Origin of the sequence: Microbacterium galbinum, assembly GCF_023091225.1 — a bacterium.
Classification (GTDB): domain Bacteria; phylum Actinomycetota; class Actinomycetes; order Actinomycetales; family Microbacteriaceae; genus Microbacterium; species Microbacterium galbinum.
Window position 1 is genome coordinate 152758 of record NZ_JAHWXM010000001.1, and the last position, 26160, is coordinate 178917.

General features: G+C 69.7%; 30 protein-coding genes. 15 read left to right on the plus strand and 15 right to left on the minus strand.

All coding sequences use genetic code 11. The annotated features are described in order from the left end of the window. The first annotated feature begins 35 nt into the window (after nt 1-35). The 5 genes from KZC52_RS00740 (at nt 36) to KZC52_RS00760 (ending at nt 2904) form a co-directional block, all read left to right on the plus strand. Complete coding sequence (locus tag KZC52_RS00740) at nt 36-260, plus strand: hypothetical protein (protein WP_247622164.1); 225 nt, start codon at nt 36-38, stop codon at nt 258-260. Nucleotides 261-266: 6 nt separating this feature from the next. Continuing rightward, entirely contained in the window at nt 267-869 is a 603-nt protein-coding gene (gene nadD / locus KZC52_RS00745) for a nicotinate-nucleotide adenylyltransferase (RefSeq protein ID WP_247622165.1), read from the plus strand. Further along, nucleotides 866-2119 (plus strand): hypothetical protein, encoded by a 1254-nt coding sequence (locus tag KZC52_RS00750; RefSeq protein WP_247622166.1) that lies wholly within the window; start codon nt 866-868, stop codon nt 2117-2119. The genes nadD and KZC52_RS00750 overlap by 4 nt, the downstream gene beginning before the upstream one ends. After that, on the plus strand, nt 2119-2496 hold the full coding sequence (rsfS, locus tag KZC52_RS00755; RefSeq protein ID WP_336640150.1) for a ribosome silencing factor: 378 nt from the start codon (nt 2119-2121) through the stop codon (nt 2494-2496). The genes KZC52_RS00750 and rsfS overlap by 1 nt, the downstream gene beginning before the upstream one ends. Before the next feature lie 123 nt (nt 2497-2619). Further along, nucleotides 2620-2904 (plus strand): hypothetical protein, encoded by a 285-nt coding sequence (locus tag KZC52_RS00760; RefSeq protein WP_247622168.1) that lies wholly within the window; start codon nt 2620-2622, stop codon nt 2902-2904. 58 nt (nt 2905-2962) lie between these two features. Here KZC52_RS00760 and KZC52_RS00765 read toward each other — a convergent pair whose 3' ends face one another. Further along, nucleotides 2963-3136, minus strand: a complete 174-nt coding sequence (locus KZC52_RS00765; RefSeq protein ID WP_247622169.1) for a hypothetical protein — start codon at nt 3134-3136, stop codon at nt 2963-2965. A 182-nt stretch (nt 3137-3318) separates the two neighbouring features. Here KZC52_RS00765 and KZC52_RS00770 point away from each other — a divergent pair, with 182 nt between their 5' ends. The 3 genes from KZC52_RS00770 to KZC52_RS00780 all read left to right on the plus strand — a co-directional run bounded on the left by KZC52_RS00770 (nt 3319) and on the right by KZC52_RS00780 (nt 4654). Continuing rightward, on the plus strand, nt 3319-3825 hold the full coding sequence (locus KZC52_RS00770; protein ID WP_247622170.1) for a septum formation family protein: 507 nt from the start codon (nt 3319-3321) through the stop codon (nt 3823-3825). A 142-nt stretch (nt 3826-3967) separates the two neighbouring features. Beyond that, nucleotides 3968-4156, plus strand: coding sequence for a hypothetical protein (locus tag KZC52_RS00775; protein WP_247622171.1), 189 nt, complete (start codon nt 3968-3970; stop codon nt 4154-4156). 114 nt (nt 4157-4270) lie between these two features. Further along, nucleotides 4271-4654 carry a nuclear transport factor 2 family protein gene (locus tag KZC52_RS00780; RefSeq protein ID WP_247622172.1) on the plus strand — a complete coding sequence of 128 codons (384 nt, stop codon included), beginning with the start codon at nt 4271-4273 and terminating at the stop codon, nt 4652-4654. A 15-nt stretch (nt 4655-4669) separates the two neighbouring features. Here KZC52_RS00780 and KZC52_RS00785 read toward each other — a convergent pair whose 3' ends face one another. After that, nucleotides 4670-7513 carry a helix-turn-helix transcriptional regulator gene (locus tag KZC52_RS00785; protein WP_247622173.1) on the minus strand — a complete coding sequence of 948 codons (2844 nt, stop codon included), beginning with the start codon at nt 7511-7513 and terminating at the stop codon, nt 4670-4672. 77 nt (nt 7514-7590) lie between these two features. Continuing rightward, nucleotides 7591-8535: a Dyp-type peroxidase gene (locus tag KZC52_RS00790; RefSeq protein WP_247622174.1), complete on the minus strand. Its 945-nt coding sequence runs from the start codon at nt 8533-8535 to the stop codon at nt 7591-7593. A 195-nt stretch (nt 8536-8730) separates the two neighbouring features. On the opposite strand from KZC52_RS00790, the gene KZC52_RS17505 reads away from it, so the two are divergent. The 5 genes from KZC52_RS17505 (at nt 8731) to KZC52_RS00815 (ending at nt 13780) form a co-directional block, all read left to right on the plus strand. Further along, nucleotides 8731-9573 carry a helix-turn-helix domain-containing protein gene (locus tag KZC52_RS17505; protein WP_247622175.1) on the plus strand — a complete coding sequence of 281 codons (843 nt, stop codon included), beginning with the start codon at nt 8731-8733 and terminating at the stop codon, nt 9571-9573. Then, nucleotides 9570-10898 (plus strand): PucR family transcriptional regulator, encoded by a 1329-nt coding sequence (locus tag KZC52_RS00800; RefSeq protein WP_247622176.1) that lies wholly within the window; start codon nt 9570-9572, stop codon nt 10896-10898. The genes KZC52_RS17505 and KZC52_RS00800 overlap by 4 nt, the downstream gene beginning before the upstream one ends. Continuing rightward, on the plus strand, nt 10895-11773 hold the full coding sequence (locus KZC52_RS00805) for an alpha/beta fold hydrolase (RefSeq protein WP_247622177.1): 879 nt from the start codon (nt 10895-10897) through the stop codon (nt 11771-11773). The genes KZC52_RS00800 and KZC52_RS00805 overlap by 4 nt, the downstream gene beginning before the upstream one ends. An 83-nt stretch (nt 11774-11856) precedes the next feature. Then, nucleotides 11857-12573 carry an alpha/beta hydrolase gene (locus KZC52_RS00810; protein WP_247622178.1) on the plus strand — a complete coding sequence of 239 codons (717 nt, stop codon included), beginning with the start codon at nt 11857-11859 and terminating at the stop codon, nt 12571-12573. 4 nt (nt 12574-12577) lie between these two features. Then, nucleotides 12578-13780: an MFS transporter gene (locus KZC52_RS00815; protein WP_281731213.1), complete on the plus strand. Its 1203-nt coding sequence runs from the start codon at nt 12578-12580 to the stop codon at nt 13778-13780. A 30-nt stretch (nt 13781-13810) separates the two neighbouring features. Here KZC52_RS00815 and KZC52_RS00820 read toward each other — a convergent pair whose 3' ends face one another. The 3 genes from KZC52_RS00820 to KZC52_RS00830 all read right to left on the minus strand — a co-directional run bounded on the left by KZC52_RS00820 (nt 13811) and on the right by KZC52_RS00830 (nt 15680). Continuing rightward, complete coding sequence (locus KZC52_RS00820; RefSeq protein ID WP_247622180.1) at nt 13811-14338, minus strand: DsbA family protein; 528 nt, start codon at nt 14336-14338, stop codon at nt 13811-13813. Beyond that, entirely contained in the window at nt 14338-14847 is a 510-nt protein-coding gene (locus tag KZC52_RS00825; RefSeq protein ID WP_247622181.1) for a redoxin domain-containing protein, read from the minus strand. The genes KZC52_RS00820 and KZC52_RS00825 overlap by 1 nt, the downstream gene beginning before the upstream one ends. 80 nt (nt 14848-14927) lie before the next feature. Further along, entirely contained in the window at nt 14928-15680 is a 753-nt protein-coding gene (locus KZC52_RS00830) for a YoaK family protein (protein WP_247622182.1), read from the minus strand. A gap of 130 nt (nt 15681-15810) precedes the next feature. On the opposite strand from KZC52_RS00830, the gene KZC52_RS00835 reads away from it, so the two are divergent. Beyond that, nucleotides 15811-17022, plus strand: coding sequence for a cupin domain-containing protein (locus tag KZC52_RS00835; protein ID WP_247622183.1), 1212 nt, complete (start codon nt 15811-15813; stop codon nt 17020-17022). Nucleotides 17023-17055: 33 nt separating this feature from the next. Here the strand turns inward: KZC52_RS00835 and KZC52_RS00840 are convergent, their stop codons facing one another. From KZC52_RS00840 to KZC52_RS00860, 5 genes are all read right to left on the minus strand, one after another. After that, nucleotides 17056-18138, minus strand: coding sequence for an FUSC family protein (locus KZC52_RS00840; RefSeq protein WP_247622184.1), 1083 nt, complete (start codon nt 18136-18138; stop codon nt 17056-17058). After that, nucleotides 18135-19820 (minus strand): MFS transporter, encoded by a 1686-nt coding sequence (locus KZC52_RS00845; RefSeq protein ID WP_247622185.1) that lies wholly within the window; start codon nt 19818-19820, stop codon nt 18135-18137. The genes KZC52_RS00840 and KZC52_RS00845 overlap by 4 nt, the downstream gene beginning before the upstream one ends. 10 nt (nt 19821-19830) lie before the next feature. Further along, on the minus strand, nt 19831-20823 hold the full coding sequence (locus KZC52_RS00850) for an NAD(P)H-quinone oxidoreductase (RefSeq protein ID WP_247622186.1): 993 nt from the start codon (nt 20821-20823) through the stop codon (nt 19831-19833). A gap of 38 nt (nt 20824-20861) precedes the next feature. Beyond that, entirely contained in the window at nt 20862-21422 is a 561-nt protein-coding gene (locus tag KZC52_RS00855) for a hypothetical protein (protein WP_247622187.1), read from the minus strand. Nucleotides 21423-21569: 147 nt separating this feature from the next. Beyond that, nucleotides 21570-22685, minus strand: a complete 1116-nt coding sequence (locus KZC52_RS00860) for an AI-2E family transporter (RefSeq protein ID WP_247622188.1) — start codon at nt 22683-22685, stop codon at nt 21570-21572. A gap of 85 nt (nt 22686-22770) precedes the next feature. Between KZC52_RS00860 and KZC52_RS00865 the strand changes: the two genes are divergently transcribed. Further along, a complete protein-coding gene (locus tag KZC52_RS00865; protein ID WP_247622189.1) occupies nt 22771-23592 on the plus strand; it encodes a Rossmann-fold NAD(P)-binding domain-containing protein in 822 nt (273 codons plus the stop codon). Here the strand turns inward: KZC52_RS00865 and KZC52_RS00870 are convergent. The 4 genes from KZC52_RS00870 to KZC52_RS00885 form a co-directional block, all read right to left on the minus strand. Further along, complete coding sequence (locus KZC52_RS00870) at nt 23579-24028, minus strand: BLUF domain-containing protein (protein WP_247622190.1); 450 nt, start codon at nt 24026-24028, stop codon at nt 23579-23581. The genes KZC52_RS00865 and KZC52_RS00870 overlap by 14 nt on opposite strands. Continuing rightward, on the minus strand, nt 24025-24285 hold the full coding sequence (locus KZC52_RS00875) for a hypothetical protein (protein WP_247622191.1): 261 nt from the start codon (nt 24283-24285) through the stop codon (nt 24025-24027). Before KZC52_RS00875 ends, KZC52_RS00870 begins: the two co-directional genes overlap by 4 nt. A gap of 85 nt (nt 24286-24370) precedes the next feature. After that, nucleotides 24371-24535 (minus strand): hypothetical protein, encoded by a 165-nt coding sequence (locus KZC52_RS00880; RefSeq protein WP_247622192.1) that lies wholly within the window; start codon nt 24533-24535, stop codon nt 24371-24373. Between the two features lie 136 nt (nt 24536-24671). Further along, nucleotides 24672-26027, minus strand: a complete 1356-nt coding sequence (locus KZC52_RS00885; RefSeq protein ID WP_247622193.1) for an MFS transporter — start codon at nt 26025-26027, stop codon at nt 24672-24674. Nucleotides 26028-26160: the final 133 nt, after the last annotated feature.

Genomic DNA, 26160 nt, shown 5'->3' on the forward strand with positions numbered 1-26160 from the left:
CGCTGCACTGACTCAGGTCACGAAACGGAGAAACGATGAACCTCATCGCACAGGTCGCGATGGCCGCTGCGGAAACCGAGCACCACGGCAACGTTGCCCTCGAGACCGTGATCTTCGGTGTGATCGCCGCGACCATCTTCGCCTTCCTCGGTCTCGTGACGCTGTCGTACCGCAACGTCGCCAACCGTCACTCGGCCAAGGCCGAGGCCTGGGCTGCGAAGCACGGCAAGGACGGCCACGGCGCAGGGCACGGCCACTAAGGAACTATGAAGACCGTGACCTCGCGCGCTCCGCGCATCGGTGTGATGGGTGGAACGTTCGACCCGATCCACCACGGTCACCTCGTCGCCGCCAGTGAGGTCGCGCACTCCTTCGATCTCGACGAAGTGGTCTTCGTCCCGACCGGGCGCCCCTGGCAGAAGTCGGACGTAACCCCGAGCGAGCACCGCTACCTGATGACCGTGATCGCGACGGCATCGAACCCGCAGTTCACCGTCAGCCGCGTCGACGTCGATCGCGAAGGGCCGACGTACACGATCGACACCCTGCGGGATCTGAAACGGGACCGACCGGATGCGGAGCTCTTCTTCATCTCGGGAGCGGATGCCGTGGCGCAAATTCTCAGTTGGAGGGACCATGATGAGTTGTGGGAGTTGGCCCACTTCGTCGCGGTCTCCCGGCCAGGACACGTCCTGAGCACGGATGGCCTCCCGAGCGACAACGTCAGCCAGCTGGAGGTGCCGGCCCTGTCGATCTCGTCGACCGCCTGCCGAGAGCGGGTCCGGGACGACCAGCCGGTCTGGTATCTCGTTCCCGACGGGGTCGTCCAGTACATCGCGAAGCATCATCTGTATCGGAGCAAGTCATGACTACATCGGATCAGCACGGCCAGGGTCCGCTGACACGCAAGCAGTTGCGTGAGATCCGACTGACCGGATCGACGCCCGTCATCACCGACGAGGAGGCGGCTGCCGCGCCCGCGCAGACGCGGGAGCCCGACGCCGTCGTCGAGAAGCCCGCCGTCGAGAAGCCTGCCATCGAGAAGCCCGCCGCGCAGAAGCCCGCCGCGCAGAAGCCTGCTGAGCAGAAGCCCGCGCCCGTTGCTGAGGCTCCCGTTGCGGCGAAGCCCGCTCCCGTCGCCGAAGAAGCAGCCGCTCCCGCATCCGCGGCCGCCCCACTCACCCGCCGCCAGGCGCGTGACCAGGAGCGCGTGCGCACGGCCTCCGTTCCCGTCGTCGAACCCGAAGACGCCACGCCGCTCGCTCCGGTGGAGCCGCCGGCGCCGGTGGCACAGGAGCCGGAGCCGCAGGAGCAGCCCCCGGCCGATCGGACGCCGATCGTCTCCGCTGTGCCGGAGTTCTCGGCACCGGCCGCACCGGCCGTCTCGACCGACGACGACATCGATGAAGACGACGCGGAGGTCGCGATCACGCCCGTGAGCGCCGCCGGCGCGAGCGCATCCGTGGGTGAGATGCCTCTCGACGCGGCGGCCGAGGAGCCGCAGGAGGACGTCGACGACGTCGATGCCGTTCTGGGCCTCGACCAGGAACCCGCCCTCTCGGACACCGATGACGTGCTCGCCGACGTCGGAGACGATGACGAGGTCATCGCTCCCGATGAGCGCCCCACCGTGAACCCGGCGTTCGGGGCGTCCGTGATCGACAAGACGCAGAAGCCGTTCGCACCGTCGTTCGACGAGCTGCTCACGGTCGGCGATTCGAGCGGCTCTCAGCACACGTCTCCCAGCGCGCTGATCTTCACGCCCTCGCCGGGCGAGGGATCGCTCTCGGGACCGGTCGCATCGACCGGCGAGATCCTCGTCACCGGTTCCTACGAACTCCCGCGCGGCATCGGCTCCCAGGGTCACGCCCACGGCGTCGCCGACGGCAAGGACGTCGATGCCGTCCTCATCGACGGCGAACTGCCGCCCGCTTCTTCTCCCACGCCGATCGCCGCCAGCTCGGCGGTCAGCACCATCAAGCCCGCCGGCGAGGTCATCCGACCGCCCGTCCCCGAAAAGGGCAACAAACTCATGCTCATCCTTGCGATCGTTGCGGGTGGTCTCGCCCTCGCACTGGGCGTGGTCCTCGTCGTCGCCTTCACCACGAATGTGTTCTGATGCAATCACCTGAAACCGCTGAAGCCATGCTGCAGATCGCTGCCGCAGCCGCCGTCTCGAAGGGCGGTGAAGACCTCGTCGCGCTCAACGTCTCGGAGCCGCTTCCGCTCGTCGACATCTTCCTGCTCGTCACGGGAAACAGCGAGCGCAACGTCGCCGCGATCGCCGACGAGATCGAGGACCGTCTCATCGCGGAGGGGCACAAGCGTGTCCGCCGCGAGGGTCGCGCCGAGTCGCGCTGGGTCCTCATGGACTTCGGCGACCTGATCGTGCACGTCTTCCATCAGGAGGAGCGCGTGTACTACGGGCTCGAGCGCCTGTGGAAGGACTGCCCCGTCGTGCCGATCGACCTCCCGGAGCCCGTCGCGGGGGAGTGACCCCCCTGCCGCGCCCGCGAGTGCCGGGCGCGGCATCCTGCATCGATTCTGTCAAGGGTCTTCCCCGGCGGTATACCGGAGCGCACACTCTTTCTTAAGGGGAGAGAGTCTTGGAGGGTCGACATGACAGAGGATCCAGAACCGCGCTACGTGCTGCGTCGGATCACCCCGACCGAATGGGTGATCAACGACCAGCGCTTCCCTGCGAACGACCCGCGTCACATCGTCGCGTGCGTCTACGAATACGCCGAGACCGAGGTCGAGGTGGTGTGGGTGCGCGATCTGCCGCTCGCGATGCGCTATTCGAACGCCTTCGAGGTGCTCGCCGACGTCGAGCGCATGCACGGATCGAGCCGGGCCACCCGCCCGGTGCAGATTCCTCATCTCCCACCGTTGCTGGCCAACTGAGTCGGCATCCCGTAACGGGCGGATGCGATTGTTCGCACCCGCCCGTCGGACGTCTCGTTCACTCGCCCTCTGCGGCGATCCGATCGGCCTCGGCGCTGTCGACCTGCGTGCCGTCGATATCGGGATCGACCTCTTCCGCGCCGTCGACCTCGAGCGTGGGGACTCCGTCGCGATCATCGTCCGACTCGTCTCCGAGCGACGGGATCGGAGGGATCGGTGGGGGATTGGACATCGGATGCTCCTCTCGTCGGTGAGGGCCCCACGCTACGAGTGTGCGACCCCGGCTGGAGAGGCCGTTGACGAAGGCGTCCCAGGCGTGTACTTCTGCCGTCATCGTCAGATTTCGCGGGCCGGCACGTTGATATTCCGGGGAGAGAACGCGCGTTCCCGAGCGCGCCCCGGAGAGGAACGCACATGAAGCGTGCATCACGTCTTGGAACCGCAGCGATCGCGGCAATGGCGGCAGTGGCCGTGCTGTCTGGCTGTTCGGTCATCACCGACCTGGTCGGAGGGGGCAACGCGGTTCGCGATGCCGACAGCGCGGAGATCACGGAGGGCGGTGACCTCAGCGTCTTCACGCTCGAACTCGGCGACTGCTTCAACGACACGGTCGCAGAACAGGTCAGCGAGCTGCCCGTCGTGCCCTGCGCCGACCCGCACGACAACGAGGTCTACTACGAGCACGAGATGCCCGAGGGGGAGTTCCCGGGCGACGAAGCGATCTCGGCCGCGGCCGAGGAGAACTGCCTCGCGCAGTTCGAGAGCTTCGTCGGCATCGCCTACGCGGATTCGGTGTTCGAGTACAGCGCCCTCACGCCGAGCACGGGCGGCTGGGAGGACTACGACGACCGCCTGATCCAGTGCATCGTCTTCGACCCCAGCGCGCAGGTGCAGGGCTCGCTCCAGGGCGTCGCGCGCTGACGAGGAGGGGCGACGACCTCAGAGGGCGACCGCGAAGGAGGAATTCTCGCGTGTCGGCGTAATGAACCGGCTTCTGCGGCGTCTTCCTAGTGGGGCCGGACGGTGTGGACTCTTCCGGCTCGCACGATCACGAAGGAGTTCCATGTCCCCCACTGGAGTCGTCCCCCTGCCGTCCGCCGCATCTGCTCGGACCGGGATGGTCCGCGTCTCGCTCGTCGTCCGCGACGAGCGCGGGTTCACCCACTATTACGAAGAAGTCGAGACCACGGCGGATGCCGTACGCGATGCGTACGACCTCATGGCGCGCCGGTCCCCCGCCGTCGCCGGGTGACCGACGCCGGCGACGCACCGATCCGGCATCCGTCCTTCGGACTTTCGACGCACGTCGGATGCCCGGCCCACCCCGTGCCCCTAGCGTGAGGGGCACGGGAAGGGAGGTATCGCCGTGGAAGAGATCCGCCGCGAGGCGCTGGACGGGATCCAGCAGATGGAGCGAGAGCTCATCGTCCGCGATTTCGTGGCGGTGCTGAACGAGGGCGGCGTGGGCGAACTGCTGCCGTTCCTCACCGAGGACGTCGTTTACCGTCCTTCGCACAACCGGGGCGTGACGGGCCGCCGGGAGATGCTGGCGATGATCGAGGAGATCAGGTCGCGCTTCGCGGAATGGTCGACGGCGCTCGTCACCGTCGCGGTGGCAGGAGACACCGTGCTCACCGAGCAGGTGCTGCACCTGCGCCTCCCGGAGGGCGAGAGGTGCGAGGTGCTGGGGTTCGGGAGCTTCCGCCTCGACGGCTCGCGGATCTGCACCTGGCATCAGGTGCACGCCTGAGCGGGCACCGCGGCGTCAGGCGGTCTCGCGCTCCTCACTGGCGCTCGCATACCAGAGGCGCAGCGCGCTGCGGGAGTTGACGCCCGTCTTCGCGTAGAGGTGTCGGATGTGCGAGACCACGGTGTGCGGCGACATGAACAGCGCGTCGGCGATCTGCTGGGTCGTGGCCCCGAGCGCCACGCGCTCGATGACCTGGCGTTCGCGGGTCGAGAGAAGTTCGGGCGCCCCGCGCCGGGCCGGCCGGCGGCGGACACCCCGCGTGCGCAGCGCGCGCAGCACACGACTCGCGTCGCGCACGGCTCCGAGGGACTCGTAGATCTCCAGCGCTTCGTCGAGCGCTCGTCGTGCCTGCTGTTCGTCGCCGCCCACGAGGGGGCGCAGCTCCAGCACGCGGGCCAGCACCAGCGGACGCGACAGTCCGCGCAGGGCGGATGCTGCGGCGTCGAGTGCGGCGGGGTCTGCGCGGGTGCGTCCGACCACGGCATCGTGCACAGCGCGGGAGAAGACGCTGTCGGGGTTGAGCTCGCAGCGACGACTCGTGCGCTTCAGCACGGCGGCGATGGTCTCGTCGTCGTTCGTGCGCACGGCGAGGTCGGCGAGCACGATGTCGTCGGAGAAGTCCGACGGGGTCGTCATGGGAGGCACGGGAGCGTCGAGCCCTGCCCGGGCGAGAGCGCTGGCGGAGACCGCATCGTCGAGTCGCCCCTCATCGATGGCTTCGACGGCGAGGAGCCAGCGGCCGGCCTTCGTCACGGCCGTGCTCGTGGCGAGTGCCTCGACGATCGGCTTGGCCTGCGCGCGGATCTGCGCGTCGCCGGTGTGGAGAGAGATGCGGAAGAGCACGACCCCGGCCGTGGCGTTGGCGAAGTCTCCCAGCCCCAGCTCGGCGGACAGCGCGAGTACGGCCTCGGCCAGCACACGGGCCTCGTCGATCCGGCCACCGTCGTAGAGCACCCGGGTGCGCACCATCATCCAGAACGCCTCGGCCACCGCGCTGCCCGCTGCGCGTGCCTCGGACAGCCCGAGGTCGGCCAGCTGCAGGGCAAGCTCGGGATCGCCCATCGAGTTGTGCAGGAATGCGGGCCAGAGGCCTTCGGGGAGCCAGCGCGATGTGACGAGTCCGGCTTCCTCGGCGCGGCGGAGTGCGGCGTCGATGAGCTCCACCGCCCGATCGTGGTGGCCGCTGTTGAACTGATAGACCGAATCCGTCGCGTCGATGGTCGCCAGGGCGAGATGATCGGTCTCCGGATCGGCGACCTCCCGCGCGAGGGTGAGCGTCTGTTCCAGGCCGGCGAAGTCGGCGCGGTTCGCGCAGTTGAGCGCGCGGACGGCGAGGAGCTCGGCCCGAGTGCTGCGTGCGATTCCCCGGATGCCGAGCGCCTCGTCGCAGGTCGCGATCGCTCGATCGAACGAGAACTCGGTCTGGCGTCGGGCGACGGCCAGCAGAGCACGGGCGCGCAGATCGGCGGAGAGATAGGGGGCGAGGGCGGTCGTGACCGCCTGCGCCTCGTCGTGGCGGCCGTCGGTCCACACCAGCGGGAGGAGTTCGGCGGCGCGAACGACCAGTCGCGGGACGTGCAGCGCGAGGCGGATCGCTGCGGCCGCCAGATCGGCGGCGAACGCGGAGTCGGTCGCCGAGATGTCCCGAGCGGCCTCGGCGACCAGGACGAAGGAGTCCTCGTCGCCGGGCTCCGCCGCCTCGATCAGAGCGGGCGCGACAGCCGATGCCGGCTCGCCAGACGACAGGCGCACCCGCACGACCTCTCGGAGCAGCGCGGGGCGGATGGGTGGGGCGATCGACGCATCGGCCGCTTCCCGCAGGGTGTCGTGGGTGAAGGCGAGAGCCGCGCCGTCCCCGACGAGGATCGACTCCGCGAGAAGCTCGTCGACCGATGGCGCGGCGGCCGCTGCCGAGAGGTCCAGCACGCGGAGCGCGTCGCGCAGGCGGAACCTGCGTCCGAACAGACTCGCCACCTGCGCGAATCGCCGGGCGGCCGGTGAGATCGAGGAGAGTCGTTCGCGCGCGGCCGCACCGAACCTCGCCGGCACGGCGGCATCCACCGCGTCGACGGACCCCGCGTGTCGGGCCAGGAGGTGCTCCTCGCGGAGCCCGCGCACGAGTTCGACGACGAGGAGGGGAACGTTGGCCGTCTGGTCGAGTGCCGCACGCAGCACAGGACCGGGGGTACCACCGGCGATGTCGGCGGCGATCTCCGCCGATGCCGAGGAGTCGAGCGGAGCGAGCTCGATGACGAGACCCTCCGCGGCGATGTGCGCTGCCGCACGAGCATGCGCGGAAGGGAGGACGCCATCGCGTGCGGCGACGAGCCACGCGACGGGCTGGTCGGCGAGTCCGCGCACGAGCGCGATGAGCGTGGTCACGGATGCGGTGTCGAGCCACTGCAGGTCGTCGATGACGATAAGGAGAGGATGCTCGGCTGCGGCCTGCTCGAGACGGTCGAGCAGCAGACGGGTGACCCAGTACCGGTGCTCGCCGCCGGAGAGCACCGGCTTCAGATCGGCGGGCGTCAGCAGCGGGGAGGACCCGCGCAGCGACGCCTCGAGGAGGGCCGCGAGAGGCACGGTCGATTCGTCGACGTCCGGGGCGATGACCAGCGTGCGCCAGTCGGACACCGAAGCGCGGGCGAGCACTTCGGCGAGCAATCGCGTCTTACCGATGCCCGGCATGCCGCGCACCAGAACCGGACCGCCGGCGCCGTCGCGCACGGAGGTGAGCACGTCGAGGATGTCCGTCAGGGCGTCGTCGCGACCGCGGAGAGGAGCCGCGTGCGCCGCGGGGGAGCCGGCGAGGAGAGCGCGGTCGGATCCGACGGCTCCGCCATCGGATGTATCGTGCATGATCCGATTATGACGGATGCGCACGGCGAAGCTGATCACGCCGTCGAACGCACGCGGGGTCGCTCTCCGAGTGGCGGTCAGCCGTCCCCGAGAGCGGCGAGAACCTCCGGTCGCGGGGCGAAGAACACGGAGCCGGTGACGGCGGTGGAGAAATCGAGGAGGCGGTCGTGCAGTCCGGGCGGATCGCCGAGGAACATGCGCTCGAGCATCCGCTGGATGACGCTCAGATCGCGGGAGCATCCGAGGAAGTACGTGCCGAACTCATCATGGCCCGGGCGGCCGAACGGCATGTTGTCGCGCTGGATGTCGTGCTCGACCCCCTGTTCGTCGACGATCGTCGCCAGGGACTTGTGCGACTGCTGACCCGACGGTGCATCGTCGAGCTCGACGTTCTCGAGCTTCGTGCGCCCGATGATCGCCTCCTGCGTCTCGGTCGGCAGGGCACGCCAGGCGGCGAGAGGGTGCAGGTACTTCTGCGTGACGATGTACGAGCCACCGCGGTGCGCGGGGTCCTCGTCTCCGACCAGCACCGCTGCGTCGAGTTCGGCACCGATCGGATTCGCCGTCCCGTCGATGAATCCCAGGAGATCGCGCCGGTCGAAGGAGCGGAACCCCACGGTCTCGTCGACGACGCGGACGGCGTCGCCGAGCGACTCCAGCAGACGACGTTCGAACTCGAAGCAGACGTCGGCACGCTCGGCCCGGATATGGAAGAGCAGGTCTCCGGGGGTCGAGGGGGCGGTGTGGTGCGCGCCGACCACGGGGGTGAACGGGCGCAACTGAGCCGGACGGGGGAGTGCCGTGAGCTCGGCCCAGATCGCACTCCCGATCCCGACCGTGCACGTGAGCGCGGAATCGGAGTAGGGGAAGGCGAGGGACTTGATCGATCCGGCGAGGTCGGCGAGGACGTCTCGCACCCGATCGGCTGCGCCGGGAGCGACGTCGACGACGAGGAAGACGGCATTCGCCGTGAGGGGCGAAGCGACCGCCTGCACCGCACCCCGGGGGTCCTGATCCGTCATGCGCGCCGATCCTTCCCATGTGGATTGTGACAGCGCCAGTCTCGCGGAACGCGGAGTGCGGCGCATCCGACAGATGACGAACGGCCACGCGACAGCGGGGAGGGGATGTGCGCCCCCGGGGCGGGTGATGTGCGCTTCCTCGGGCGCGGGTAGCGTCGCAGACGCCCCACCCCCTCGACGACCGGAGCCCGCCCCGTGGACGATGCATCGACCTCTCTCGGAGAGTACCTCCGCGCCCGCCGCGCCGTCACCCAGCCCGAGGACGTAGGGATCGTTCCCACCCCCGGACGGCGGGTCACGGGCCTCCGTCGCGACGAGGTCGCCGCCTTGGCCGGGATCAGCAGGGAGTACTACCTGCGCTTGGAGCAGGGCCGCGGTGCCCGCCCCTCCGACCAGGTGCTCCTGTCGCTCTGCCGGGCGCTCCGGCTCGACCACGAGGCGACCGCCTACGCCTTCCGCCTCGTCTCGGGACGGCTGCACACCCCCGTTCCCGTTCCCCGGGACTCGGCCGACCGCATCGTGCGCGCGCTGTCCGCCTGGACGCACACCCCGGCGTACGTGACCGATCCGCACCGCGACATCGTCGCCGCCAACCCTCTCGCGACCGTGTTCGGGCACGGCGGTCTCTCTGCAGGCGGGAATCAGTTGCGTCATCTGTTCGTGCCCCGCATGAAGGAGACGCTGGTGGAGTGGGAGGCGATGAGCCGCGCAGCCGTCGCCACGCTGAGACGCGACGCCGTACCGCAGTCTCCTCGGTTGCGGGAGATCGTGGCCGAACTGTCGTCGGATCCCGACTTCGTGCGCATCTGGGCGCGGCACGACGTGTCCGGCCCCGAGGATGCCACGTTCCACATCCTCGTCGAGGGAGTGGGGGAGATCCCGGTGGACGCCCAGAACTTCGCGGTGCGCAGCATGCCCGGGTATCAGCTCACGGTGCTCTCGGCACCGCCGGGCGCCGTCACCGCCGCCGTGTTCGCCCGACTGGCCGATCAACTGCCCGGCGGAATCGGCGCCGATGCCGTGGAGGCGGCGCGATGACCATGAGCGGTGGGTGGGACGACGCGGGCCTCCCAGCGCTCGCCCTCGCTCCCGTAGCGTCGGGCGCGAGGCCCGACGACGCAGGCCGGGAGGAGCAGCATGACCATCACCCCGCGGCATCCGGAGGCGACCTCCTCACCGTACCCGGACGCGTGGCGGGCATGAACCTGCAGGACCTGGTCGACGAGCTCGCCGAGACACTCGACCGCTCGATCGTCATCAACGACCCCGCATTCCGCCCCATCGTCGCCAGCGCGCAGGGCGACGAGATCGACGAGCTCCGTGCACGTGCACTCCTGCGTCGGGTCACTCCACCGCGGGAACGGGCGTACGTCGAGAGCCTGCGCCTGACGCAGTCCCGGAGGCCGCGGACCGTGGACCTCGCGGAGTTCGGCGCCCATGAGCGCCTCGCGGTTCCGATCTGGTCGGACGACACCCTCCTGGGAATCCTGTGGCTCATCACCGGCGGACTGCCTCCGCTGCGCGAGGAGCAGTTCCGCGCCCTGGACGTGGCCGTCGACGTCGTACGCACCGTCCTCGCCGCCCAGACCGAGAACACCGCGCTCACGGCCCGAGACGGAGTGATGCGCTCGCTGCTGGCCGCCGACCCCATCGCCCGTCGCGATGCTCTGAGCATGGCGGTGCGCGCGCACGGCGTCACCCGCGACGCCGACACCCTCGTGCGGGCCGTCGCGATCGGCCACGACACGGGCGTCGTCCAGCGGGCCGCACTCGGCCGCGCCGTCGAGAGCGCCACTCGGTCCGCGCTCGTGCTGATCGGCGAGATCGGCGCGGCGCTGCTGTTCCTCGGCCGCCGCGGCGAGACCGAGCGCCTCGACGCCGCCGTCATCGCCGAGGCAGAGCGCGCGGGAGTGCTCCTGCGCGCCATCGGCGCGGCCGGGCTCTCCGACGCCGACAACGACCTGCATCCCGTCGCCGAGCGGGCCATCGCCACCGCCACCGTCGCAGAGCTCCTCCCGGAACTCGGCAGAAGCCTGCACGCCGATGACGTCGGTCCCTGGCTGCTGATCTCCGACGTCCTCACCGACCCCCGACGACTCTCCTGGTACTCGCCCGCCGCTTTCGCCCTCGTGCACGACGCCGACCCGCTGCGCCGGCAGACCGTCGAGGCGCTCCTCGACAACGCCGGGCACGTGCGACAGGTGTGCGAGGTGCTCCACATCCACCGCACGACGCTGTACTACCGGCTCGAGAACATGCCCCAGGTGGTGCGCGACGCCCTCGACGACGGCATGCAGCGCAGCGCCCTGCACCTCGGGCTCAAGCTCGCCGCCTACTGGGAGAATGCGGGTCACATCCGATGAGCGCTCACCGCATCGAGGTGACCACGAGCGACGGTGTCGTGCTCCGTGCCCACGACACCGGAGGTGACGGCGTCCCCCTGCTGCTCCTGCACGGCTGGTCGCAATCGCAGGAGATGTTCCGCCACCAGCTCACCGGCTTCGGCGCTCGCCGCGTGATCAGCTTCGACATGCGCGGGCACGGAGGCTCGGAGGCGCCGACCCACGGCTACCGCATCGCCCGCTTCGCCGCCGACCTGCGCGATGTGCTGGAGGCGCTCGCCGTGGATCGCGTCGATCTGCTCGGGTGGTCGATGGGTGCATCCGTCGCCTGGTCGTACCTCGAACTCTTCGGTGACGCGCGCGTGCGCTCCCTCGTCGTCGTCGACCAGCCCGCCGCGGTCATCGCGCAGTCCTGGATGAGCGAGGAGGAGCGCGTGCGGGCGGGGAGCATCCTGCCCGTCGACGGCCTCGTGGCCCTGGCCGATGCCGTTGCCGGTCCGGAGGGCGAGAGCGCGGTGCGGGCGTTCGTGCGCGGAATGTTCTCCGGCCCGGTGGACGAGGAGCTCTGGTCCTTCGTCATGAGCGAGGTCGCCCGCACGCCGCCGCATGCCGCGGTGCCCCTGCTCATCGATCACGGCACCCAGGATTGGCGTGACGTGGTGCGCGGAATCCGCGTCCCCACCCTCGTGATCGGATGCGACGGCAGCCATGTGCCCCCGGAGTCGCAGCGGTGGCTGGCGGAACGCATCCCCGGCGCTCGCGTGCACGTCTTCCCGCGCGACATCGCCTCCTCGCACTTCCCGTTCCTCGAGAACCCCGAGGCGTTCAACGCGGTCGTCGGTGCGTTCCTCCGCGAGGTCGAGCACGGCGCACTCGACAGTCGTCCAATGCACTGACGACAAGCGGTCGGAAAGGGCCGAGCCTCCTCTGCCGTAGCGTCGGGGAAGAGAGCCGGAGATCCGGCGCAAGGGAGTGTGAGATGGCCATCAAGCCCACGGTCGTGCTGGTGCACGGAGCGTTCTCGGACGGGGCGAGCTGGTCGCCGGTCGCGATGCGGCTCCTCGGCGAGGGCCTCGAGGTACGGGTGCCGGCGATCTCGAATCGGAGCCTCGCCGCGGATGCCGCGTACGTGCGCTCCTTCGTCGAACGGATCGATGGCCCGGTGCTGCTCGTCGGGCACTCGTACGGTGCCACGGTCGCGGGTGTCGCCGGCGATGCGGCGAACGTCCGCGGCCTCGTCTTCATCGAGGGGTACGTGCTCGAGGTGGGGGAGAGCGCGCAGGACGTGCACCGCCGCTTCCCGGACCCGGAGGCGATGCCGTACTTCGACGAGGCGGCCTATCCCGTGCCCGGAGAAGCCGATGCCGCGGAGATCTCGGTGAGGATCGAGGAGTTCCCCTTCCTCACGGCCCTCGGCATCCCCGCAGACGAGGCCGCCGTGCTCGCCGTCACCCAGCGCCCGCTCGACGCGGAGGTGCTGGCGGAACCCGCGACGGTCGCCGCCTGGCGCGACCGACCGTCGTGGGGCGTCGTGGCGACCGCCGACCGCCTCATCAACCCCGAGGCGGTGCGCTTCGGACTCGACCGGGCGGGCGTGCGCGAGCTCGTGGAACTGCCCGGTCCGCATCTCGTGCTGCACACCCACCCCGGCGATGTCGCCCGGCTGATCGTCGACGCCGCCGACGCCGTGCGCTGACAGAATGAGCGCTGTGACCGATATCGAAGCTCCTGCCGGCCGAGCGACCGGGTTCTGGGTCGTCGCCGTCGCCTTCCTGCTGGTGATGGCGTACTCGACCGTGCCGACGCCGCTGTATCCGCTGTACCAGCAGCTCGATGGATTCCCCGTGTCGGTGGTCACGGTGGTCTTCGCCGCCTACGCGGTCGGAGTGGTCGCGAGCCTGTTCCTGCTCGGTCACGTGAGCGACTGGATGGGGCGCCGGCGGATGCTGGTGATCGCCATCCTCGTCTCGGCGCTCTCCGCCGTGCTCTTCATGGTCTTCACCGACGTCGCCGGTCTCCTCGTCGCGCGCGTGGTGAACGGCGTGAGCATCGGCATCCTCACGGCGACCGCCACCGCGCACCTCGGCGAGCTGCGCGCTCGAGCCCGACCCGACGAGAACGCGATCGTCGCGGCGTCGGTGGCCGGCGGGGCCAACCTCGGGGGACTCGCGCTCGGGCCGCTCATCGGAGGGGTGTTCGCGGACTACCTCCCCGATCCGCTGCATCTGCCGCACACCGTGTTCGCGATCGTGCTGATCTGTCTGGCCATCGCCGTGGCGCTCGTGCCCGAGACTGTCGCGCCGCAGCACCGGCAGTACCGGCCGCAGCGGATCGCGGTTCCCGCGTCGTCGCGCGGAGCATTCGTGGCGGCGGGGTTCGCGGCCTTCGCCGGGTTCGCCCTCTTCGGCCTGTTCACCTCGCTCGCCCCGACACTGCTCGTCGGCACCTTCGGCGAGACCCGTCACCTCGTCGCCGGTGTCACGGTCTTCCTCGTCTTCGGCTCCGCGGCCGCCGCCCAGGTGCTCCTCGCCCGGGTGTCACGGCGCTCGCAACTGCTCTTCGCCGCACTCGCCTGCGGGATCGGTCTCGCGGCGATCGCGCTCGGCGCCGTGCTGCCGTCGTTCGTCCTGTTCCTGGTTGGTGGCGTGGTCGCCGGTGCGGGCGTGGGAGCGCTGTTCAAGTGCGCCCTGGCCACGGCATCCGAGATCGCCGAGCCGGGTCGTCGGGGCGAGACGCTCGCCGCGATCTTCCTGGTCGCCTACTGCGGTCTCGCCGTCCCGGTGCTGGCGATCGGTGCTGCCCTCACGGTGGTGCCGCAACTCGTCGTGCTGCTGGTCTTCGTCGTGCTCGTGGCGGTCGTCACGGTGGTGGCGGCGCTGCGGATGCGACGCATCGCGCGCTGAGCGCACTGCGCGGTGTGCGCAATGCGACGCTCAGGACGCGCGCTGCACCGCCGCGCGTAGGGCGTCCGGCAGCTCGGCCGTGCCGCCGTCGAGCCGCTCCCCGTTCAGGAAGAACGTGGGCGTGCCGTTCACGCCGCTGCGGATGCCGCTCTCCTCGTCCGCGCGGATGCGCGCCAGGTACCGCTGCTCCTGTACCGCCGCGCGCAGATCGGCGACGGGGAGGGCGAGCTTCGCGCAGATCTCGGCGTAGAGCGGCGATCCGAGTCGGGACTGGTTCTCGTACAGCAGGTCGTGCACCTCCCAGAAAGCGCCGTGCGATGCGGCGAACTCCGCCACGAATGCCGCATCGACCGCTTCGGGATGCATCTCGGCGAGCGGGAAGTTGCGGAACACGAAGCGCACGCGGTCGCCCAGTTCGGCGAGGAGATTCTTCACGACCGGGTACGCCTCGCCGCAGTAGGGGCACTGGTAGTCGCCGTATTCGACGAGCACGACGGGGGCGTCGTCCGGTCCGGTGCTGTGGTCGTCGGTCGAGACGGGAATGCGGAGCGAGGACATCATCCTCTCCTTCCATCCGGGGTGAGAGCGTCGAGCGCGTCCAGCACGCCGTCGACGCCGGGGTTGAGGGCGACGGGGGAGAGATAGCTCCAGGCGATCACGCCCGCCGCGTCGATCACGAAGAGGGCCCGACGGCTCTCACCGGTGCCGTCGTCGTAGGCGCCGTAGAGGCGGGAGACCGCGCCCTTCGGTTCGAAGTCGCTGAGGAGCGGGAAGTGCAGCCCGTGCGCGGAGGAGAACGCCTCGTGCGACCACACGTTGTCGACCGACACGGCGACGACCTGCGCGCGGCCCTCGTGGAGCATCGGCAGCGCGGCGTTGATGACGGAGAGTTCATCCCCGCACACCGGACTCCAGTCGGCGGGGTAGAAGGCGAGGACCACCGGCGCGCCGCGGAGTTCACCGAGTCGCAGCGACTGATCGGCGGTGACGCGCAGCGTGAAGTCGGGTGCCGTGGTCCCGGCGGTGAGGATCCGTTCGCGGCCCTCGGTCTCAGGGGTGTCTGTCATGGCTCCACTCTCCCTTCCTCCGGTGGCCGCCGGTTAGGGCGTGCGTCCGGACTCGACCAGACAGGTGTCGAGGAGGGATGTCACGGGGTCGGCGCGTTCTGAGAGGGATCGACCGCACCGTGCGCGGAGCGGGCGACGATGAGGAGGATGCCGAGGACCGCTGCGGCACCGACGATCGACGCGCATGACCACGCCCGATCGAGGGCGAATCCGATGCCGCCGCCGGCAGCGAACGCCACGAGCACCGAGGTGTAGGCCGCCGCCGGACGCAGGTGGGGCTCGCCGTCGGAGGCGATCGTCCTCCCCGCGGCTCGAGCGAGAAGGCTCGCGGCCATCTGAACCACCGAGGTGACGGCGATGTTGCCGTAGAGCATGCCGGTCTCGCGGTGGAAGGCATTGCCCTGCACGCCGGCGACGAAGCTGATCGCGCCGGCGATCCACTCCGGCCCCACCGCCCCCGTGCCGCTCGCGAGGGCGAGCGCGGCGAGCGCGATCACCTCGCACAGCAGCACCTCGACCGAGTACCCGCGCCCGGTTCGCGCTCGCCACAGCACGACGAGCGTGCAGAGGAACGAGCCGAGGGCGAACGACAGGACGGATGCCGCAGCCGCGAGCACCCTCGACGGGTCTCCCTCGGCCATGAAGTAGCCGATCGAGAGCAGATTGCCGGACTGCACGGTCGCGAAGGTGCCGATCTGCCCGAACGTCCAGGCATTGAGCAGGCCCGAGACCAGGGCGAGCGCGGCAGCGGCGGGCGCGCTCTCGAGCAGGGGATAGGGGCGGGGCGTGCGAACGGTCGATGACGACATGAAGACCTCCAGGGATGCCCCCATGCAAGCGCCGTGCGGGATCGACCCCGTCCGACGAGAGTCGAGAACCGATTCGTCACGGGGGTGTGTACCGGCGAGGGACCAAGGAGCAGACTCCTCGGTATCGTCCGGAACCATCACGAAGGAGCACCGCATGGACACGTCCGAGAACGCCGAGCTGGGGCACGAGGTCCCGTCACTCGGGAACCCCGACCTGCCGCAGGAGGGCGAGGTGAACATCGCCGACCGTCCGCAGAGCAACACCATGGGCGGGCCGCAGAACGAGGTCATCGAGTCGCAGTTCCCCAATCAGATGCACGCTCCGGCGACCGACATCAGCACGCAGCCGTTCTTCTGGTCGTCGTTCAACATCTCCCCGCGGCGCGTGCAGCGCGGCGGGTGGGCGCGGGAGCTCACGAAGCAGGACTTCCACATCTCCGACGAGATCGCCGGGGTGAACATGTACCTGGAGCCCGGCGGCATCCGCGAGCTGCACTGGCACCAGACCGCGGAATGGGCCGTGATGACCCGGGGCAAGGCGCGCGTCACGACGCTGAGCCGTTCGGGTCTTCCCGCCGTCGAGGACGTGGAGGAGGGCGACCTATGGTTCTTCCCGGCCGGCACCCCGCACTCCCTGCAGGGACTGGGTCCGGACGGCGCGGAGTTCGTGCTCGCGTTCGACGACGGCGACCAGTCCGAATCGAACACGCTGCTGCTCACCGACTGGTTCGCGCACACGCCTCCCGAGGTGCTCGCCAAGAACTTCGGCGTGGCGCAGGAGGTGTTCTCCGACATCCCGCTGCACAACCTCTGGATCTTCCCCGGTGACGAGCCGCCGGCCCTCGAGGTCGATCAGGCCGCCGCGGGCGTCGAGTGGGGCATGGAGCCGGTGATCTTCCGCCTCTCGCGGTCGAAGCCGTTCTACGAGAACTCGGGCGGGTCGATCCAGATCGCGGACTCCACCAACTACAAGTACTCGTCCACCGTCGCCGCGGCGCTCGTGACGGTCGAGCCCGGTTCGATGCGTGAACTGCACTGGCACCCGAACGCCGATGAATGGCAGTACTACCTGCGCGGCTCCGCCCGTATGACCGTGTTCAACACGGGGCCGCACGCCAACACGACCGACTTCCGCGCGGGCGATGTGGGCGTCGTGCGCAAGAACTTCGGTCACTACATCGAGAACACCGGTGATGACGTGCTGCAGTTCCTCGAGGTGTTCCGCACCGACAAGTACGAGGAGATCTCGCTCACGAACTGGCTCTCGCACGTTCCGCCGCAGCTCGTGTCTGCGCATCTCAACATCGACCCGGCGATCCTCACGACGTTCCCGCGCGGGGCGCAGGGGATCACCCCGCTGCGCTGAGCACCGGACGAAGGGGGCGGTGCGACCGAAAGGTCACACCGCCCCCTTCGTGTGCGTCGGGGAGGCGGGAAGGCGCCGACCCGCGCGGCGGCTCAGGAGCACAGCACCGAGGACGAGCATGTAGACCACCGCTCCGATCGCCGTGTCGCCGACGCGCGCGAGCACCGATTCCAGCAGGCGGTCACGGTCTCCACCCGTGACGAGCAGGAGCGCCATGGGCGTCACCAGCATCAATGCGAAGAGCAGATTGCGTCGCACCAGCGCCACGAAGCCGAACACGAGCACGCCGACGATCGTGAGCAGCGCCAGTCGCTCCGGTGTCCAGAGGAGGAAGAGCAGCGCGAGTGCGCCGCCCAGGGCGGTTCCGAGCACGCGCTGCGCCATCCTGATCGTGCCGCGGTGCACGTCGGCATCCTTCTGGAGGATGCCGAGCACCGCGAGCAGCACCCAGGCCGCGTGGTGCAGACCGAGCGCGGCGCTGACGAGCAGGGCGAGCAGGATCCCGATCGTGAGCCGTGCGAGGATGCGCGCCGACTCCGGCGTGAAGGTGAACGTCCAGCCATGATCCGCCGGGGCGAGGGCATCGCGTCGCCGCACCGCGGGGACGAGCAGCGGAGCGACGACCGCGGCATAGCCCGCGAGGATCCCGACGACGATCGTCGCCAGGACGACGCCGGGGTCCATCGCGGCCCCACCGGACGAGGCGGGCGCCGTGAGCTGCCCCATCGACCCCGTCGTCAGGACGGGGAAGATCGCTCCCGGCGGGCCGACATCGACGGCGAGGCTCAGGAAGGAGAACGCGATCGCGACAGCGCCGATCGCGAGCAGACTCGCGGTGAGGGAATCGCCGGTGAGGATTCCGAGCAGGGATCCCAGGACGAAGCCCGCCGCGATCACGGGGAGCTTGGCCGCGCGCTCGCGACGGCTGCGTCCGGAGAGGTACATGACGACGAGAGCGCCGAACGAGGCGAGCAGACCGAGCGATGCGGCGCCGGCGGCGGTGAACACGACGGCGGGCAGGACGACCGCGAGCATCGCCTGGGTCGCGGCGACCCAGGAACCGGGCGAGGGAGTGACGGCGGTGAGCTCGCGGAGCGTCCGGGAGGGCCCTCTCATGAGGGCGCGGCGGGGTAGGGTGGGGAGTGGTGCGCAGCGCCCGCATGATGGGCGCGGCGGGGAGTTGCGGCATCCGCCGTCTCGACCAGATGCTCGACCTCCACCGAGTTCGCGAGCGCGCCCGCCGTCTCGATCACCGTCTGGTCGTAGCGGGTCAGTCGTGCTCGGTGCTGCTGCAGGTGCTCGTCCCAGCTGCCGACACCGAAGGCCTCGACCCAGCCGCCGTCCTCGCGGTCCTGGTAGAGCGCCCAGGTGCGCGCGCCCGTGCGCCGCCGGCTATGCTCGACGAGGCGCATCTGAGCGCGGAAGGCATCGACGTTCTCGGGCGCGACGTCGTAGCGCACGAGAACGAGGGTGGGGCTCGTGCCATCGACGTCCACGGAGGCTTCGGCGAGAGGGAGCGCGAACGTCTCTCGCTTCTTGTCGGCGGTCTCGAGCAGCGGCCAGAAGAGCTGCGAGGCCGCGACCAGCAGCGTGACCACGCCCGCGGCGGCGGTCACCGCGGTGGCACCGACCCAGCCGGCGACCACACCGCTGAGAAGCCCGCCCGCCGCCATCGAGCCGTACAGCACCATCTGGTACACCGAGAGGCCCCGCGCCCGCACCCACACCGGCAGGAAAGATTGCACCGCGCCGTTCAGCGTTGCGACGACGCCGATCCACGCGGCACCGGCGAGGGCGAGAAGGGGCAGGGCGAGCACGATCGTCGGCGAGAGGGCGACGCCGATGGTGGCCGCGCCGAAGAGGACGGATGCCGCGAGCACCGTGCGGTTGGCTCCCCACGAACGGAACACGGGCATGAGGAAGGCCGCGCCGATCGATCCGACGCCGATCCCCGCCAGCAGCAGTCCGTAGCCGGCGGAGTCGAGCCCCAGCCGCTCGGTCGCGATGAGGGGGAGGAGCGCGTAGAGAACGCTGCCGGGCACGACGAACGCCCCGAGCCGCACGTACATGCGTCGTACGACGGCGGCGCGGGTGACGTAGCGGACTCCCGCGCGTGCCGCATCGACGAACCGCTCGGCCTGTCGCGCATCCGGACGGTAGGTGCGCCAGGTGACGAGCACGACGAGGAACGCGGCGAACGAGAGGAGGTTCATGCCGAACACGAAGGCGACGCCGAAACCCGACAGCAGTACTCCGGCGATCGCGGGACCGATCGCGCGGGCGATGTTGACCGAGACCGCGCTCAGCGACGCCGCCATCGGCACCAGCCGCACCGGCACGATCTCGGTCGCAAGGGCTTGGTACGCCGGCAACTGCACCGCGGTCGCCCCGCCGAGCAGGAGGGTGATGATCAGCAGCAGGTACGGCGTCATCTCGCCGGTCGCGGTGAGAGTCACCAGAGCAGCGCTCAGGAGGACCTGCAGCGTCTGCATCCAGATGAGCAGCGATCGGCGGTTCAGGAACTCCCCGAGCACCCCGGCCGGGATGCCGAGCAGCAGCACGGGCGCGGCGGATGCCGTCTGGATCAGGGCGATGAGCAGAGGATGCGTGTGCTGCTCGACCATGAACCACTGCGCACCGACGGTCTGCATCCAGGTGCCGATGTTGCTGACGAGCGCGGTGATCCAGAGTGCGCGGAAGATCGGGACGGCGAGCGGCGCCCAGATGCGGTCGTGCGCAGGATCGTTCGGGACGGGGCGGTCACCCGTCGCGGGCTTCGGTTCGGGCGGGCGGTCCATGCGCGTGCCGTCAGAGTCGCTCGGCGGTCGCGTCGAGCACGACCTTGCCGACGGTCGTCCCGCTCTCCAGCAGCGCATGCGCACGGCCGGCCTCGGCGAGCGGGAAGACGGCATCCACGGCGCCGCGGATCGCACCGCTGTCGACGAGCGGGAGGACGTCGCGGATGACACCGGAGACGATCGCGGCCTTCTGCGCGGCCGGGCGTGCGCGCAGGAGCGTGGCCGAGACGCTCGCCCGGCGCGACATCAGCTCCCACAGGTCGAGCGTCGTCGGCCCGGTCGTCCCTCCGATGATCACGAGGTGGCCGTCGAGGGCGAGGCTCTCGATGTTGCGCTCGAGGTACGGAGCGCCGACGATGTCGAGGATGGCGTCGGCGCCGCGTCCGTGCGTGGCGGCGAGCGTGGCCGCGGCGAAATCCTCATCGCGGTAATTGATGGCCACGTCTGCGCCGAACGTGCGGGCCGCCGCCGCCTTCGCGTCGCTGCCCGCCGTGGCGATGACTCTGGCGCCGATCGCCTTCGCCCACTGCACCGCGAACGAGCCGATCCCGCCCGCTCCGCCGTGCACGAGCACGGTCTGCCCGGCGGTGAGACCGGCGATCATGCCGAGATTGGAATACACCGTGCAGGCAACCTCGGGGAGACCCGCTGCCTCGACCATCGTGAGGGAGCGCGGCTTCGGCATGACCTGCGTCGCCGGCACGACGACCTCCTCGGCGTAGCCTCCCCCGGCGAGCAGGGCGCACACCTCGTCGCCGATGCTCCAGCCGTCGACATCCGCACCCACCGCGTCGATCACGCCGGCGCACTCGAGGCCGGGGCCTTCCGGTGCCCCCGGAGGGACCGGATAGTGGCCCCGGCGCTCGAGCAGGTCGGCGTTGTTGATCCCCGCCGCATGCACGCGGATGCGCACCTCGTGGGCGGCCGGTTCGGGCCGCGCGATCGGCACCAGACGCAGCACCTCGGGCGGGCCCGGGTGCGTGAAACGGATGGCGGAGGTCATGGGATGCCTTCTCTCGGATCGGGTGCGAGCGGGAACGCTCAGGCGGCGGCCGTGGCCGGGTTGCTCTTCGCGTACGCGATGATGCTCTGCGCGTAGTGCGGGGTCTCGAGCTCGCAGTGCTGACCGGAGGCCTTCTGGCGTGCCGCGGCGGCCTCTTCGAACGTCGCGCCGCTGGCCGTGATGAACTCGAGGAACTCCTCGGTCGGGTGCGAGGTGACGGTGTTGACGTAGCGCAGCTGGTCGCCCTCCAGCTGCTCCATGCCCAGCTCCCAGATCACCTGCGTGGTGGTCCAACCGGTCGGGGTGAGGATGTCGGAGATCGACACCATCTTGCAGTAGTGCTTGCTCGCGACCTCGTAGCGGTACTGCTGGATCACGAGGCCGGTGCCGATGACCTCGACGTTGATCGACATGGGCGTGCCGTCGTCGTCGACCGTGTAGCCGGCCGCCTTGTGGTCGCCGGGCGCGCAGCGCTGGTACTCGTGGGTGGGCAGGTTCTTGAGCCAGGACTCGATGTCGACGTCGTCGAAGTTGCCGGTCACATCGGAGGTGACGACGGCGTGGGAGAGCACCAGGTCGGAGCGGACGGTGACAGCCATGAGGGGATCCTTCGTTCGTGCCGGGTGGAGGGGAGAGCCACGCAGGATTCCCGGTGTCGTCCTTGCGTTCCTCCATCTCCCCACATCGCCCGGCACGGGGCATCCGACGAAGGACGGGGACTGCTTCGTCGGCTGTCGAGGCCCGCGTCAGACGGTCTCGGACCGCTTCTTGCGGAAGGGGCGAGCAGGCGTGTGCGGTCCGTCCCACACGGTGATGATTCCCCAGGCGACCGCGGCGAGCGGTACCGAGAGCACGGCGCCGACGATGCCGCCGAGGATCGTGCCCGCGGTCAGGGCCAGCAGGATGACGAGGGCATGCAGCTTGAGCGACCGCGCCATGACGACCGGCTGCAGGAAGTTGCCTTCGAGCTGGTTGACGAGCACCACGATGCCGACCACGATCAGCGCCGCCACCGGGCCGTGCGTCACGAGGGCCACGAGAGCGGCGAGGATGCCGGCGGCCGTCGCGCCGACCAGGGGGATGAAGGCGGTGAGGAAGACGATCACGGCGAGCGGGATCGCGAGCGGGATCTGCAGGATCGCGAGGCCGATGCCGATACCCAGCGCGTCGGCCGCGGCGACGATCGACGTGCCGCGGATGTAGCCGCCGAACACGTCGACGGTCTTGTCACCGATCCGGCGCGCCCGCTCGTAGCTCTCGCCGGTGAAGGGGCGCAGCAGGAACTCCCAGATGCGGGGGCCGTCCTTGAGGAAGAAGAACAGCACGACGATCATCAGCGCGAGGCCGGTGAAGAAGCTCGCGGTGGCCGAGACACCGGCCAGGGCGCCCTGACCGAACGAGGCGCTCGTGAGGAAGTCCTGCGCGTTGGCCCAGACATCGTCGAGGTCGATGGCCCCGAAGTCGAACGGGAGGGTGCCGAGCCAGTCGGTGACCTGTGCGATGCCGTCGGTGGCGGAGTCGACGAGGTCGTCCCACTGCGATCGCACGGTCAGCACGATCACCCAGACGACGCCGCCGAGCACGGCGAGGATGCCGATCAAGGCGATCCAGGTGGCGAGGATCGACGGCATCCCGCGACGGCGCATCAGGGCGACGAGCGGATGGATCGCACTCGCGAGGATCAGCGCGATCGTCACGGGGATGAAGACGAGAGAGAGCTGCGTGATCACGAGCACGCCGACGGCGACGAGAGCGAGCACGATCAGGGTCTGCAGGCTGCGGGTCGCGACGACACCGAACCCTCGGGACCAGAGCCCCGGCTCGGCGGGCTTCGGCATCTCCGGTCGTCGGAACAGTCCCATCGGTTTCCTCCCGTTCGCCGGCGCTCGCGCACCGTGAGTGTCCAACCTAGCAACCGCCCCTGACGCTCTGTGGCAGGTTGGAGGGATGAACACCTTTCCCGCTCACGAGACGAGGCCGGTTCGACGCACCCTGCTCGTCGGATTCGGCAAGCTCGGCGCCCGGCTGGCCCCCTCGTTGATCGCGGACGGGAGCGAGGTGTTCGCGCTTCGCCGCTCGGCATCCGACCTGCCCGCCGGCGTGATCGGTATCGAGGCAGACGTCGCATCGCCGTTGCCCGTCGAGCTTCCGGCGATCGATTCGCTGGTCGTCACCCTTCCGCCGGGAGAGGGGGTCGACGCGTACCGCGTAGCGCTCGGCCATATCGTCCGTGCGCTGCCGGCGATCCCGGAGCGCACGGTGTTCGTGTCCTCGACGGGCGTCTTCGCGGGCGAGGAGCCCGACCGTGTGCTGACGGAGCGCACGCTGCCGCACCCGCAGACCGAGCGCTCGAAGGCGATCCGCGATGGAGAGCTCGCCGCGCAGGAGCTGTTGTCTGCGGTCGTGCTCCGCCCTGCGGGCATCTACGGCCCGGGCAGGGACTTCTTGATCCGCCGCGTGCGGGATCACGCGGAGGTGGACTATCGGCGCTGGACCAACCGCATCCATGAGAGCGATCTCGTCCGCACGATCGACACGCTTCTGCGCATGGCCTCTCCACCCGTGCTCCTGCACGCCGTCGACGAAGAGCCGGTCCGGCTCGGCGAGGTCGTGACCTACATCGCCGATCTACTCGGTGTGGAGCCGCCGCCGGATGCCGGGGCTCACCGCGATTCGGGCCATGTGTTGGACGGTGCACTCCTTCGCAGGGTCGTCGGGCCGCTCGAGTTCCCGTCGTTCCGATCCGGGTACGACGCTATGCACGGGTGACGGAGGGGACGGACCGCACGCGGAACCACAGCGTCAACTCGGCCAGCGCCCGCCGAGCGGTCTCGGCATCCGCTCCCTCGTCGAGGTCGTCGAACGAATCCCGGTACCCCTCGGGGATGCCGCCGGAGAAATCGCGGAGGGGCCGGTAACCCATGGTCCAGTCGCTGAAGCGACGCTCCGCGATCCCGTCGCGCAGAAGGATCCGGAGGTCGTGGTGGCGATGGTCGCGACGGATCGTCTCGACGAGAAGATCGACGACGTCGGGCGCCCCCTCGAGGATCTGGATGAACCGCCCGTCGCGGTAGAGGAGCATGCCGGTGACACCTCTCTGCGTGTTCAGGCGTCGGCAGGTCGTGAGGAGGTCTTCGAGAGCGGAGCTGCGGAACGGCTGCGACGCGGTGCTCGTGTAGACGACGGAGATCAGGTCGGCGCTCATCTGTCACCTCCGACGAGTTCGTCGCCCGCGGTGGACAGGGGCGTGCTCGGCGTCGACGAGGCGGTGACGGCATCCGTCGCCTCGTGGAGCGACGCGAACGCGCCGATCTCCCGCGATCGCGCATCGAAAGCGGCGTACTGCCCGTCCGCCCGCCGGTCGACGTAACCGAGGAAGTCCCCACCGCGGCTGCCGACATGGAATCCGTCTTCGACGCACGCCCAGAGGACGTCGTCGGGGTGCTGATCAGGATCGTTCACAACGTGAACGTTAGGGCGTGCCGCCGACATCGTCTTCCCCCTTGCGCTCAGCACGCCCCGTACGGCAGGCAGAGTCGAAGCCCTCCTATGCTCCGCCGTCCGCGTCCGCGTCCGCCTCATCCTCGGGGGATGTGCCTTCCGGAGCGTCGGTGGTGAAGTCCGCGTCGGTGATGTTCCCTGCGGCGATGTCGGAATCCGGGCCGTCGTAGGTGCGCGGGTCGTCGGTCTCGGGCGAATCGGGGGTGCTCATCTGATCTCCTGTCTCGAGTGCGGGAGATCATCGTCCCGCCCGACGGTGTGACGGTCGAGATCGTTGACTTCGGGTCGTCGTTCGTGCTCGTCGCCGCACGACATCGCTCACGGCATCCGAACGACGACCCGCAGCGTCAGCGCTCGAACGACCCGGTGGATGCCTTCAGATCGGCGACGGTCGTCGCGCTCATCCGGCGCCCACGAGTCTCGCCGCCGAAGAAGACCGCGATCGCTCCCACGACGCAGGCCGCGACGATGAACAGCGAGACCGCCCAGGTCGCACCGCCGGTCGCCGCGACGAGGGCCACGGCGATCAGCGGTGTCGTGCCCGCGCTGACGGCACCGGCAAGTTCCCGCGAGAACGCGAGGCCCGTGAACCGAGCGCCGCCGGTGAAGAGCTCGGCGAAGTAGGCCGCCTGGGGGCCGAACATCGCGCCCACCCCGAGGCCCAGGCTCAGCACGATCGCCACGACGACCAGTGCCGGTGCCTCCCCGCCGCCGATGAGCCAGAAGTACGGGAACGCGAAGATCCCTGAGAAGACGATGCCGAACAGGATCACCGGACGTCGGCCGATCCGGTCGGAAAGGGCGCCGAACACGGGCAGCAGCACCATCGTCACGGCCGTGCCGATCGTCGTGGCGATGGGGCCGACGGATGCCGACAGCTGCAGGTTTCCGACCAGGTACGCGGTGATGAAGGCGAGGTTGATCGACGAGACGACGTTCTGGGGCAGTTGAGCGAGGAAGAGGGTGAGCATGCCGGTCTTCTCCTGCGCGAAGACGGTCCTCACCGGGGAGACGGGGGCGTGCTCGTCCGACTGCATCGCGACGAATGCGGGGCTCTCGGCGAGGCGGAGACGGATGATCAACGCCACGATCACGACGACGGCGCTGAGCAGAAACGGGATGCGCCAGCCCCAGGCGAGGAACTGATCCTCGGGCAGCTGGGTGACGACGGCGAAGACACCCGAAGCCATCAGCAGACCGAGGTAGACGCCGGCCGACGGCCAGGCGCCGTGCAGGCCGCGGCGTCGCGGGTCGGCGTGCTCGACCGAGAAGATGGCCGCCCCGCCGAACTCGGCTCCGGCACCGATGCCCTGCACGAGGCGGAGGACGATCAGCATGATCGGTGCCCAGATGCCGATCTGCTCGTAGGAGGGGGTGAGCCCCATCAGGAACGTCGCGACGCCCATGATCAGCAGTGTCAGCACGAGCACGCGCTTGCGGCCGAGGGTGTCGCCCATTCGGCCGAAGATGAGACCGCCCAGGGGACGGATGAGGTAACCGACAGCGAAGGTCGCGAAGGCGGCGAGCGTGGCCACGACGGGGTCGGAATTCACGAAGATGATCCGGTTGAAGACCAGCGCTGCGGCCGTGCCGTACAGGTAGAAGTCGTACCACTCGAGGGCCGAGCCGACGAGGGCTGCGGCGCCGACGCCGAGCATCGAGTTCTTCTTCGTGGGGGTGGTGGGGGAATCCGTGCGAGACATCGTCGTCCTTCGTGTCGTTGCCAGAGGGGGAGAGGGGTGGTCGTCATCGACTCAACGGAGATGGCACCTCCTTCCTGCGGCGCCGACCGCTCAGCCCGAGAAGGGCGATGACGTTCGGGAGCGGGCAGAGGAG

What these genes read in the sequence shown, in the direction of transcription:
- KZC52_RS00825 (WP_247622181.1), bottom strand. Translation starts at nt 14,847, where the DNA reads ATGACAGACACCCCTGAGACCGAGGGCCGCGAACGGATCCTCACCGCC.
- KZC52_RS00790 (WP_247622174.1), bottom strand. Translation starts at nt 8,535, where the DNA reads ATGACGGATCAGGACCCCCGGGGTGCGGTGCAGGCGGTCGCTTCGCCC.
- KZC52_RS00740 (WP_247622164.1), top strand. Translation starts at nt 36, where the DNA reads ATGAACCTCATCGCACAGGTCGCGATGGCCGCTGCGGAAACCGAGCAC.
- KZC52_RS00855 (WP_247622187.1), bottom strand. Translation starts at nt 21,422, where the DNA reads ATGGCTGTCACCGTCCGCTCCGACCTGGTGCTCTCCCACGCCGTCGTC.
- KZC52_RS00845 (WP_247622185.1), bottom strand. Translation starts at nt 19,820, where the DNA reads ATGGACCGCCCGCCCGAACCGAAGCCCGCGACGGGTGACCGCCCCGTC.
- KZC52_RS00820 (WP_247622180.1), bottom strand. Translation starts at nt 14,338, where the DNA reads ATGTCCTCGCTCCGCATTCCCGTCTCGACCGACGACCACAGCACCGGA.
- KZC52_RS00865 (WP_247622189.1), top strand. Translation starts at nt 22,771, where the DNA reads ATGAACACCTTTCCCGCTCACGAGACGAGGCCGGTTCGACGCACCCTG.
- nadD (WP_247622165.1), top strand. Translation starts at nt 267, where the DNA reads ATGAAGACCGTGACCTCGCGCGCTCCGCGCATCGGTGTGATGGGTGGA.
- KZC52_RS00805 (WP_247622177.1), top strand. Translation starts at nt 10,895, where the DNA reads ATGAGCGCTCACCGCATCGAGGTGACCACGAGCGACGGTGTCGTGCTC.
- KZC52_RS00815 (WP_281731213.1), top strand. Translation starts at nt 12,578, where the DNA reads ATGAGCGCTGTGACCGATATCGAAGCTCCTGCCGGCCGAGCGACCGGG.
- KZC52_RS00880 (WP_247622192.1), bottom strand. Translation starts at nt 24,535, where the DNA reads ATGAGCACCCCCGATTCGCCCGAGACCGACGACCCGCGCACCTACGAC.
- KZC52_RS00750 (WP_247622166.1), top strand. Translation starts at nt 866, where the DNA reads ATGACTACATCGGATCAGCACGGCCAGGGTCCGCTGACACGCAAGCAG.
- KZC52_RS00765 (WP_247622169.1), bottom strand. Translation starts at nt 3,136, where the DNA reads ATGTCCAATCCCCCACCGATCCCTCCGATCCCGTCGCTCGGAGACGAG.
- KZC52_RS00870 (WP_247622190.1), bottom strand. Translation starts at nt 24,028, where the DNA reads ATGAGCGCCGACCTGATCTCCGTCGTCTACACGAGCACCGCGTCGCAG.
- KZC52_RS00885 (WP_247622193.1), bottom strand. Translation starts at nt 26,027, where the DNA reads ATGTCTCGCACGGATTCCCCCACCACCCCCACGAAGAAGAACTCGATG.
- KZC52_RS00775 (WP_247622171.1), top strand. Translation starts at nt 3,968, where the DNA reads ATGTCCCCCACTGGAGTCGTCCCCCTGCCGTCCGCCGCATCTGCTCGG.
- KZC52_RS00835 (WP_247622183.1), top strand. Translation starts at nt 15,811, where the DNA reads ATGGACACGTCCGAGAACGCCGAGCTGGGGCACGAGGTCCCGTCACTC.
- KZC52_RS00830 (WP_247622182.1), bottom strand. Translation starts at nt 15,680, where the DNA reads ATGGGGGCATCCCTGGAGGTCTTCATGTCGTCATCGACCGTTCGCACG.
- KZC52_RS00810 (WP_247622178.1), top strand. Translation starts at nt 11,857, where the DNA reads ATGGCCATCAAGCCCACGGTCGTGCTGGTGCACGGAGCGTTCTCGGAC.
- KZC52_RS00800 (WP_247622176.1), top strand. Translation starts at nt 9,570, where the DNA reads ATGACCATGAGCGGTGGGTGGGACGACGCGGGCCTCCCAGCGCTCGCC.
- rsfS (WP_336640150.1), top strand. Translation starts at nt 2,119, where the DNA reads ATGCAATCACCTGAAACCGCTGAAGCCATGCTGCAGATCGCTGCCGCA.
- KZC52_RS00840 (WP_247622184.1), bottom strand. Translation starts at nt 18,138, where the DNA reads ATGAGAGGGCCCTCCCGGACGCTCCGCGAGCTCACCGCCGTCACTCCC.
- KZC52_RS00785 (WP_247622173.1), bottom strand. Translation starts at nt 7,513, where the DNA reads ATGCACGATACATCCGATGGCGGAGCCGTCGGATCCGACCGCGCTCTC.
- KZC52_RS00770 (WP_247622170.1), top strand. Translation starts at nt 3,319, where the DNA reads ATGAAGCGTGCATCACGTCTTGGAACCGCAGCGATCGCGGCAATGGCG.
- KZC52_RS00760 (WP_247622168.1), top strand. Translation starts at nt 2,620, where the DNA reads ATGACAGAGGATCCAGAACCGCGCTACGTGCTGCGTCGGATCACCCCG.
- KZC52_RS00860 (WP_247622188.1), bottom strand. Translation starts at nt 22,685, where the DNA reads ATGGGACTGTTCCGACGACCGGAGATGCCGAAGCCCGCCGAGCCGGGG.
- KZC52_RS00850 (WP_247622186.1), bottom strand. Translation starts at nt 20,823, where the DNA reads ATGACCTCCGCCATCCGTTTCACGCACCCGGGCCCGCCCGAGGTGCTG.